The organism is Streptosporangium sp. NPDC006013 (assembly GCF_040614275.1).
GTDB lineage: Bacteria > Actinomycetota > Actinomycetes > Streptosporangiales > Streptosporangiaceae > Streptosporangium.
Window position 1 is genome coordinate 1 of sequence record NZ_JBEXUE010000370.1, and the last position, 10153, is coordinate 10153.

Genomic DNA, 10153 nt, shown 5'->3' on the forward strand with positions numbered 1-10153 from the left:
GCCCCCACCGGGGACATCACAGACCCCCGGGGGCATCACACCAAGATCTTCAGTGGGCTTCTAGGCGAGGAGGACGGCCGGGCCCCGGCAGGGGCACCGGCCGGAGAGCTCTCACAGGCCGTAACGGCTCTTGAGATGGCGCCACCAGTCGCGGAACATCCACTTGTCGAACTCGGTGATCTGACTGGCGCTTCCCGCCTTCATGAGGAAGCCTCCGACGCCGGTGGGCGTCCAGTCGTAGAAGTCGTCGAGGCCGAAGCTGTGTCCCATCTCATGGAGCAGTATGTGTATGTTGTCGGCGTTGAGGTTGTTCACGTAGTACTCGCTACCGATGCGCTGGCCCCAGTCGCCGCCCGCGCCGCCGCTCATACCCGCGGTGAGCCACAGGGACATGTCGTAGTGGCGCGCGAGGCCGCCGGGGCAGTTGGGATACTGGCCGTTCTGGTTGAAGAACCGGCCGCAGGGCTGGGCGCACTGGGGGGCGTTCTCACGGATGTCGTTGACGTACACGTCCACGGAGTTGTCGCTCCACTGCAGGGTGGCGCGGTCGCGCACGGCCCAGCCGACCACCTTGACCGGGACGTTCGCGTACGGCCAGCCGTTGTGGCCGGCCATCACGTCCATCCACTTCTTGAACTGCCGGGCGAGCGAGGCGTGGATCTGATCGCGCAGGGTGGCCGAGACCGGTGCCGAGGAGTCCCACCGCACGCAGTAGTTGATGCTCCCGCCGTTGGCCATGACCTGGTCCCAGCCGTAGTTGCGGAAGGCGGAGGGCCCGGGGTTGTAGGTGCTCTCGACGTGCTGCCAGACCTGGTTGAGCGGGGCGACGAGGTTGGCCGGCGGGCTCCAGCCGGTGCCGCCGCCTCCCTCGCCAGGTGACTCGGTGGTGTAGACCTTCACCTCCAGCAGGCCGACCGAGCCCGCGCCGCTCTGCAGCAGCACGCGCAGCCTGGTCGTGGTGACGCCGGTGAAGGTGACCCTGTTGTAGGCGTTGACCGCCGTCGGGTAGCCACTCGCGCCGGTGACGTCGGCGTAGGCGCTCCCGTTCCAGTACTGCAGCCTCCACGACGCGGGCACGCGCACCCCGCCGTTGTCGTCAAAGAAGTACACCTGTGCCGAGCGCAGTGCCTGCGGCTGCGCCCAGGTCAGCTCGGCCCACTGCGCACCGGTCTGCGGCCAGGTGCCCCAGCGGGGGTTGACCGTGTCGTTGGACTGCGCGGGGTCGATGTCGTCCTTGATCGCCGCGATGCTCTCCCAGGGAGAGGTGTAGGAGGCGGTCGCGGTCGCGTTGACCGCCAGGTTGCCGTCTCCGGGGGCGGCCACCGCCGCGTCGGCCGGAGACATCAGTAAGCCGAGTATCAGGGCGGGAACGGCCGCCATCCACCAACGTCTCATGCGCGAACCTCCGTAAGGGGTCAGGTCTCGAACGGTGGGCGTGCTTGCGGGGCCTTCCTCCCGGGCCGGAGCCCGGGAGGAAGGTGGGACACCGGTGCCTAGCCGGATGAGGCGGCGCCTCCCACGGTGCCTCCCACGGTGACGGTCGCCTGGGCGGTGAGCGAGGTGCCCGGCACGGTGCCGGTGACGGTGAAGGTCCCGGCCGAGGCGTACCGGGAGGCGGGAATCGACGCCCAGCTCACCGTCGTGGTGACGTTGTCCTTCGAACCGTCGTTGAAGGTGGCGGTGACCGTCGGGGGCAGGGACGGGGCCACCCCTACCGGGGTGAAGACGGCCTCCGGCTCGATGAAGGTGATGCTGACCGCGCCGGTCGTCCGCACCCACACCGTGGCCGAGGCGGTCGCGGTCACCCCCTCGACGATCCCCGCCACGGTGAAGTCGGCGCCGCCGTTCGCCACCTGGGCGGGGGTGATCTGCGCCCAGGTGACCGGGGAGTTCACCCGGGAGCCGTTGGCGTAGACCTTCGTGACCGTGGCGGGCAGCGTGGGAACCTGCCCCGCCAGCGTCGCCTGGTGGACCGGGCGGATCGACTGCGGGACCTCCGCGTAGGCCCGCCACTCCAGGAGGCCGACGGATCCGGCGCCGCTGGTCAGCGACACCCGTAGCCGGGTCGTGGTCACCGAAGTGAAGTCGACCTTGTTGAAGGCGTTCAGTGCCCTGTTGTACGCGCCCGCGCCGGGCACGTCGGCGTAGGCGCTCCCGGTCCAGTACTGCAGCTTCCAGGACGCGGGCACGCGCACCCCGCCGTTGTCGTCGAAGAAGTACAGTTCGGCGGAGTTGAGCCGCTGCGGCCCGCTCCAGGTCAGCTCGGCCCACTGGGTACCGGTCTCGGGCCAGGTTCCCCAGCGCGGGTTGGCGGAGTCGTTGGAACTCGCCGGGGTGAACCCGTCGTTGATCGCGTTCACCGACTCCCAGGGGGAGGTGTAGGACGCCGACGCGGTGGCCGAACCCGCCACGTTGGCCGCGCCGCCCCCGCCGCCGGAGCCCTGGGTGACGGTGACCGTCACGTCCGAGGTGGCCGAGGAGGTGCCGTCACTCGCGGTGAGCCGCACCGTGTAGGTGCCCGCGACGGTGAACGAGGCCAGCGTGACGGCCGCGGTCGGCGCGGTGAAGACGGCCGTCCCCGGGCCGCCGACCAGCGACCAGGCGGTGCTCAGGGTGCCGTTCGGCAGCGCGTCGTCCTTGACGGTGCCGAGCAGCCGCACCTGTGCGGGCTGGTTGTAGGCGGGATCCTTTCTGGCGAGGACGTACGGGGCCTGGTTGGTCGCGGCGGGCGGACTGCCCGCGGAGTTGTAGATCTTGACCTCGGTGAGGCCCGTCCTGAGGCCCGCCCGGTGGGTCATCAGCACCCGGACCCGCTGGGCGCCGATCGCGGGGAAGCGGACCCGGTTGTAGTTGGACACCGGCGCCGCCGGGCTCTTGGCCTGGTTGGGGACGGTGACCCAGGTGCTGCCGTCGTGATACTGGATCTGGTACATCGCGGGTTCGGCGTAGCCTCCCGCCGCGCGGTCGTTGCGGAAGTGCAGCCGCACGTCGTTGAAGGTCTGCGACGAGCCGAGGTTGATCTCGTACCAGTCCTGGGCGTTGGCCGAGCCCTTGGCACCCCAGATCGGATCGTTGATGGTGTAGCCGTCCACCGCCGCGGCCGTGGTGGTTCCGGACGCGGTGTAGGAGGCCGTGGCGGCCCGGCCCTGGGCGAGGTTGGCCGGGGCGGCGCCGGTGGTGAGGTTGACCCCGGCCTTGGCGAACATGTCGACCACCCGGGCGTCGGTCTGCACCACCTGGGTGGGCGCCTGCATGCCGGGCATCGCGACGTTGTAGCCGACGGTGCCGGCGGTGCCGGGGAAGGTCACCGCGCCGGTGGCCGGGTCGTAGACGAGCCGGGTGAGGCGGTCGACGGTGAGGGCACGGGTACCGTTGACGTACACCGAGTAGCCCTGCGGGACACCGGCGTAGCGGACGACGCCGTCGGCGGGGTCGTCCCAGACGACGGTCAGGTCGCTGTTGCGGTAGCGCAGGTTGTTGACCGTGAAGTGCGACCAGCCGATGTCGATCGGCGACAGTTCGACCTTGCCGTCGTCGCGCGGGCGCAGCCCCGCCACGTCCTCGACGACCGTCCAGTTGCTGCTGCCCAGGATCGTGTGGTGGATCCAGGAGCGGTAGTCGATGGTCTTCGTCCCGGGGTTCCAGTTGGCCCAGAACTCGTTGGAGTCGGGCCAGGCGGTGTTGCCGCCGACGTACTGCGCCCAGGCGTTCCAGTACAGCAGCTTCTTGTAGTGGTCGGCTGTGATGTAGGAGGTCGGGTAGTTGCGCAGCGCCGAGGAGAGCAGCCGGAACTGCACGGTCGAGTTGATCTGCGAGAAGTTGTTGGAACCCGGGTTGCCCGCGGCCGCCGCGGCGGCCTTGTCCTTCTGGTTGGCGGTGTAGAACGGGAAGATCGGATACTCGGTCTCGTCGTCGAACAGCCGCAGCGCCTCGCGGTAGGTCGCGGTGTTGGGCATCAGGCCCACCGAGTACGGATAGAAGTTGTTGATCTCCTTCCAGGGCACCAGCGCGTTGGTCGACACGTGCCGGTGCTGCAGCACCTTCGCCGTGGGGTTCCAGAGCACGTTGACGACCGCGTTCTTGACGTTGGTGGCGATGGTGCGCATCTCGTTGGCCTTGGCGGTGTCGCCGACCGCGTCGTAGGCGGAGGCCGAGGCCATGGCGTTGCTGTAGACGTAGGCCGACTCGGTGCGGTCCAGGCGCCCGGCACGCCAGTGGAAGGAGACGGCGTCGGCGTCGTTGCCGGTCAGCGCTCCCCAGTCGTACTCGATGAGGTTGTTGTGGTCCTGGTCGTAGAAGGCGAGCTGGCCCTTGACGTCCTGCTCGGCGTAGCGGGCGAGGTTGGCCGCGATGCCGGGCTGGCCGCCGTGGATCTGGTAGCTGCGCCAGGCCGCCTCGGAGATGTACTGGGTGTAGCTGTTGGACCAGTTCTCCGGATCACCCGGGTTGTCCATGTAGCGGCCGTTCTTCGACACCTCCCCCGCCGACACCCACGGCCCGTAGGAGTACATCGGGTTGCGCAGGTACTTGAGCTCGTCGACGAACATCGGCACGGTCAGCGCGATGGCGTTGTTGTACCCCAGTGCCCCCTCGACCGAGGTCGGCCACTGGTAGTCCTGGCCGGGGATGTCGGCGTCCAGGTGATTGAAGCGCATCAGCCACCAGCGGTAGTAGACGCTCTTCTTGATGGCGGGCTCGGGCACGTCGATGTAGGGGACGTTCTGCGCCCACCACTGGTTGTAGGCCCGCACGTGCGTCGCGAACGCGGCGGCGGGGGTGGCCGAGCGGTACGACTGGTACTCGGTGAGCGAGGCCGGGAGCTCGTCGGTCACGAAGCCCATCGCCACCTTGGTCGTCACGGTCGCCCCGGCGGCGACGGTGACCGAGCGGGTCAGGTCGGTGCCGCTGACGGCGAAGCCGTCCCCGGAGAGCCTGGGGAAGATCGTGGTGAGCTTGTTCTTGGCGTCCACGATGCCGGTGAGCTCGGTGCCCGCCGGGGTCTTGGCGTACGGCGAGGTCGCCTTCAGGGTGAGCGTCTGGGACCCGGAACCGTTGTTGGTGATCGACAGGTTGGTGACGGCGACGTTGTTGTGGGTGATGAACTTGGTGACGTTCACCACCAGGGAGCCGCTGGTGTGCACGCTCTTCCAGTGGCTGGGCGCCTGCCAGCGCTGGGCGGGCTGCTCGGTGAACGTGCCGGGTGAGATCGCCACCGAGTAGGCGTTCTCATTGGAGATGCTCTCCCAGTAGGCCACCTGACCGCCGAAGCCGATGACGGACGGGGTGTGGTTCTTCATGAAGACCGCGCGGCCCCGGCTCATCAGCCAGGTGCCCGCGGGGTCGTTGCCGGAGCGCGACAGCAGCCGGTCCATCCAGAAGTCGGTGCCCGGACTCTCGGCGTCGTAGATGCTCTGCATCATGTTGCCGGGCGTGTACGAGACGGGCGGGGCCGGGATCGCGGGCCCGCTGAAGGTGGGCAGTCCGATGCTCTGCACCGCCGAGGCGGAGGTGCCGAGCGTGAGCGAGGTCGCGGTGAGAAGCAGGGTGACGGCGGCGGCGGTCAGCGACCGCCGGGCACGGGAGAGGACGGGCATCGCTTCACATCTCTCGGAGGGGGGTTGACGCGGGGGGCCTGCGTGCTCCTAGAGAGCCATCCATTCCAGGACACCGGTCGAGTAGCCGGTCCTGGAGGTGATGCTCAGTCTCAGCCGGGTGGTCGAGACCGGGGTGAACGTGGTGACGTTGTAGGTGTTCGCCGCGACGCCGCAGGCCGACTGGCCGGGCACGTCGACATAGGCGCTGCCGTTCCAGTACTGCACCTTGCAGGAGGCGGGCAGGTCGATGCCCTGGTCGTCGTCGAACCAGTAGGTCGCCACCTTGCCGACGCTCTTCGCGGTGGGCCAGCGGTACTCGATCCACTCGGTGCCCTGGTGGTTCCAGTTGCCGTACGCGCCGTGGCTGCGGTCGGCGGAGTTCGCCGGGACGTGGCCGTCGTTGATCGCTCCGAGGGTCTCCCACGGAGAGACGTACGAGGTGGAGGCGGTGGCGGTGAGGGCGTGGTTGGTACCGGAGGGCGGCTGGCCGCCTCCCCCTCCGCCGGAGGTCTGCACGACCTTCTGCATGGTGCCGTCGGCGTTCCAGTAGAGCTTGTCCAGGGTGACCGAACGGCGGAAGTTGCCCCCGCCCGGCGCCGCGGCGTTGTGGTAGACCATGTACCACTGGCCCTTGAACTCGATGATGGCCGGGTGGTTGGTGGTCGAGCTGACCTGGTCGAGCACGACACCGCGATGCGTCCAGGGGCCGAGCGGGCCGGCGGCCGTGGCGTAGCGGATGCAGGCGTAGCCGGGCTGGGAGCAGCCGGAGTCGTTGGCGGCGTAGGCGAGATAGTAGGTGCCGTTCCGCTTGAACATCCAGGGGGCCTCCCAGAAGTTGCTCACCCCCGCCGGGGTGATCACCGGGCCGTCCAGATTGATCATGTCGGGCTTGAGCTTGGCCGCGCGCAGGCCGTAGTAGGAGCCCCAGTAGATGTACGCCTGGCCGTCGTCGTCGGTGAAGACCGTCGGGTCGATGTTGAGCGGCGAGGAGTTCGGGGTGCCGTCGCTGATCAGCGGCCCGCCCTTGGCGTCGGTGAACGGGCCGAGCGGGCTGTCGCCGACCGCGACGCCGATGTCCATCCAGCCCGCGCCGTTGCCGTTGACCGGGACGTACCAGTAGTACTTGCCGCCGCGGGGCTCGACCTCCCCCGCCCACGCGTCGGCACCGGCCCAGGGGAAGTTCGACAGCGAGAGCCTCGCCCCCTGGTCCGTCCAGGTCGTGGCGTCGGTGGAGGAGAACACGTGCCAGTCACGCATGACGAAGTTGGTGCCGCCCGGGGCCGCTTCGTCGTGGCCGGTGTACAGGTACATGGTGTCGCCGACGACCAGCGCGGCGGGGTCGGCGGTGTAGATGGACGTCGTGATCGGGCTCGCGGCGGGTGCGGGTCCGGCCGAGGCGAGGACGAGGGTGAAGGCGAAGATCATGGCGAGGGCCGTTGTCCATCGTCTTCTCATGACACTGCTCCTGGGGGGTGAATGGCGCTTGCCAATGTCCGGCAACTACTTGTGTTAACGCTAACAATTCCGATCGCGGGAACTCGCCGCCTGGAACGAGGAACCCCGAGCTTTGTTTCGCCGAGGTTTCCTGAGTGTTTGCGATAACAGAATCGCTGTCAAGACCCAATCTCCAGGGCTGTCAGAAACCCTCTGGCCTGGTGCTTTGCCACTCCGCTTAACGCCTGCGGCCGAAAAAAGTTGGAAAAAAAATGATAGGGCTAACATTTGCGATGCCTGAGCCTCGAACAGCGAGAGAGGGGATTTACCGGGGACCGACCGTGGACATTCGGCACCCCCTCGATCACCCCGGAGGCGTGACCGCCTCCTGGCGGTGAACGCGCCCCTTTCCGCGGCACGCCTTTCCACCGGCGACCGGTCAGGAGGCTCCCGGCGCGAGCGTTTCCGGGAGAGAACCGGCGGGGTCGGCCAGGGACCACAGCTCCCCGCGCTGGAGCAGCTGCGCGGCGAACCCGCGCGGAGAGGGCGTCGGTCAGCGTGAGGGTGGCCCGCAGGACCGTGCGGTCACCGCTCCGGACCTCGTCGTGGGTGATCTCCTCGGCGAACTCACCGAACGTCCTGCCTTCGCCCGACGCGGCGGCCGTGGTGAGGCCCGCGGTGAAAGCCTTCCTGACGGCGGCGCCGGAGTCCGGGCGGGGCAGCACGCAGACCACGTTGACCGGCCGCTCCCCGAGACTCGCGGGGCGGCGCAGGCCCACCCCGGATCCACACGTCCCGGGTCGTTGGCGTACCGGTGGCGTCAGTGGCACACCTTTCGGTACGGCAGGTCCGGGATGTGCTCTCGCCACTCGGCCTCCGTCAGCGCCCGGCCCGCCCGCACGCACACGGCCGCGACGGCCCGCTCAGGCGCGGTCGGGTAGGAGATCAGGTCCCGGTGCCACCCAGCGGCCCTGAGGGTGCCGTCCGCGTCGAATGCCAGGGAGGCGAGGAGGTCGGTGGGCCCGGCCAGCGGCGGTCCGATCGGCCGGCTGGTCACGGGGTCCCAGAGGCGGATCTCGCCCGGAATGCCCGACGCGAGCAGCGTCCCGTCGGAGGAGAAGGCGACCGCGTTGATCGCATCCTTGCCATGCTGGACGAGGCTGAGGCGCTTGCCGGTCCTGGCGTCCGACACCGCGACGCGACCTTCCTCCACTCCGACGGCCACGAACCGCCCGTCCGGGCTCACCGCCGCGGCGGAAAACGAGATCGTGCCGGGACTCTCCCAAGGGCTCGGCTCTCCCGACGGTTGATCCGTCATCTTGCCGTCGGTGGAGAGCACCCGGCCATACGGCAGGAGGGCCAGCGCCCCGCCGTGGGGGAGGCGGAGGCCTCCGGCCGTCTTCCGCGTCCGCAGATCCCACGATCTGCTGACCTCGATGCCGTCCTCGCCGACGGAGGAGACGACCAGCGTCCTGCCGTCGGGGCTGAACGCGCGGGCGAGCTGGGCTACCTTGCCCGGATCGTCGAGGTCGGGGAGACGACTCAGGGTGGCCACGTCCCACAAGGTGGTGCGGGCGGGACCCGGCCGCGGGCTGACGGCGAGGGTCCGGCTGTCCGGACTGAAGATCACGTGAGCGTAGTCGGCGGGCTCCTCCGCCGCCTTCAGCTCGCCCAGCAGGCGGCCTCGTGCCACGTCCCAGAGCTCGACGGTCGTGGCGGGGCGGCCGACGAGGGCAAGTACCCGGCCGTCAGGACTGAGAGTGGCGTCCGCCTGCTGGGAAACCCCCAGCGTCGGGGGGCGGAGGTAGGCGGAGACGTCGAGGGAGACGATCGAGAACGGAGGCTCGAAGGTGCTGTAGCGGAGGGTCCTGCCGTCCGCGTCGAATCTCACGAGAGCGGCCGCCCCGCTGTCCAGCGGGTATTCGGCGATCCTGGCCCGGTCGGCCACTCGCCACAGGGTGATGTGACCGGGGTCGACGACGGCGAGGTGACGGCCGTCCGGGGTGTAGGCGAGCAGGTCGTCGCCGAAGGCGTTCCGCCAGAGGGCACCCGGCGCCTCCAGCGGCTCGTCAGCGGGCTTTCCCGACGCCACATCCCAGAGCAGGACGTCGTGGTGACGCGCGATCGCCAGAGTTCGGCCATCGGGCGAGAACTTGATGGCGTGAATCGCCGCTCCCTTGGGCAGCGTGGGAACGGGAAGCCGTCTGGCGCTGGAAAGGTCCCAGATCTCGGCCGCCCCCTCCTGGTGGAACAGCGCCGCGTAACGGTCTCCTGGGCTTACCGCCACGCTGTCGAACGAGCCGCGGTCCAGCAGCGGTTTGCCGTCGCCCACCCGCCACAGCTGGGTCCGTTCCCGGTCAGTCCTCGCCCAGAACACCCGGGTGCCGTCGCCGAACTCGGCATGCATGAGGTTCTCGTACCGTTCGCCGAGCGGTTTCCCCGAGCGCGCGTCCACCAGCCTGACGGTGTCGTCCCCCGCGAGCAGCAGGGTCAGCCCGTCGCGGCTCACCGAAGCCGTGTCCGAGTCTCCCGACGCCGAGTCGGAAAAAGCGCGGATCCGTTCGTGGGTGGCGACGTCCCAGACGCGCACGCCGTCCTCGTCCGCCGCGTACAACGTCCGCCCGTCACCGGCGAGCCAGCCGTACTCCGACGGGAAGACATCCAGCCGGGACTGGGCCAGCGACCCGTAGAGCGCGGTACGCGCCTCGTCGACCGGCGAGATCCGCCAAGCGGCGGCGCTCAGCAGCATCGCGGCCCGCGGATCGGTGGATCGCAGGGCCTCCGCACGCGCGGAGACCGAGCGTGCGGTCGCCTGGTCGAGATTGGCGGCGAGGGTCACGCCCTGCCGTACGGCCACGGCCACCGCGCTCAGGGCGATCGCGAGCAGCAGCGCGAGACCGGCGGTCACCAGCCGGCGGACGCGGCCGCGCCGCCGGGTGAGATCCGTACCCGCGTCGAGGAACGAACGCTCCAGCGCGTTCAGGGTCAGATGGCGCCGGCCGGTGGCCGCCCACCACAGGGCGGACTCCAGCCGTCCTCGGCAGGCGGGTCTTCTCACCGCTCGACATCGAGCGGCACTGCGTCAACATGGTGCGAGGCAGCCACCACGTGGGGGCCTACGAGCC

At 69.4% G+C, this 10153-nt stretch carries 4 protein-coding genes; all 4 read right to left on the bottom strand.

The window, feature by feature from the left end:
* Positions 1–111 precede the first annotated feature (111 nt).
* The gene (locus ABZ260_RS37870; protein ID WP_355627119.1) at positions 112–1395 is read right to left on the bottom strand and encodes a hypothetical protein; all 1284 of its coding nucleotides are present in this window, start codon (positions 1393–1395) and stop codon (positions 112–114) included.
* 98 nt (positions 1396–1493) lie between these two features.
* Positions 1494–5594: an Ig-like domain-containing protein gene (locus ABZ260_RS37875; RefSeq protein ID WP_355627120.1), complete on the bottom strand. Its 4101-nt coding sequence runs from the start codon at positions 5592–5594 to the stop codon at positions 1494–1496.
* Positions 5595–5642: 48 nt separating this feature from the next.
* Positions 5643–7049, bottom strand: coding sequence for a glycoside hydrolase family 43 protein (locus ABZ260_RS37880; RefSeq protein WP_355627122.1), 1407 nt, complete (start codon positions 7047–7049; stop codon positions 5643–5645).
* A gap of 799 nt (positions 7050–7848) precedes the next feature.
* The gene (locus tag ABZ260_RS37885) at positions 7849–10086 is read right to left on the bottom strand and encodes a WD40 repeat domain-containing protein (RefSeq protein WP_355627123.1); all 2238 of its coding nucleotides are present in this window, start codon (positions 10084–10086) and stop codon (positions 7849–7851) included.
* Positions 10087–10153: the final 67 nt, after the last annotated feature.

What these genes read in the sequence shown, in the direction of transcription:
- ABZ260_RS37880 (WP_355627122.1), bottom strand. Translation starts at nt 7,049, where the DNA reads ATGAGAAGACGATGGACAACGGCCCTCGCCATGATCTTCGCCTTCACC.
- ABZ260_RS37875 (WP_355627120.1), bottom strand. Translation starts at nt 5,594, where the DNA reads ATGCCCGTCCTCTCCCGTGCCCGGCGGTCGCTGACCGCCGCCGCCGTC.
- ABZ260_RS37870 (WP_355627119.1), bottom strand. Translation starts at nt 1,395, where the DNA reads ATGAGACGTTGGTGGATGGCGGCCGTTCCCGCCCTGATACTCGGCTTA.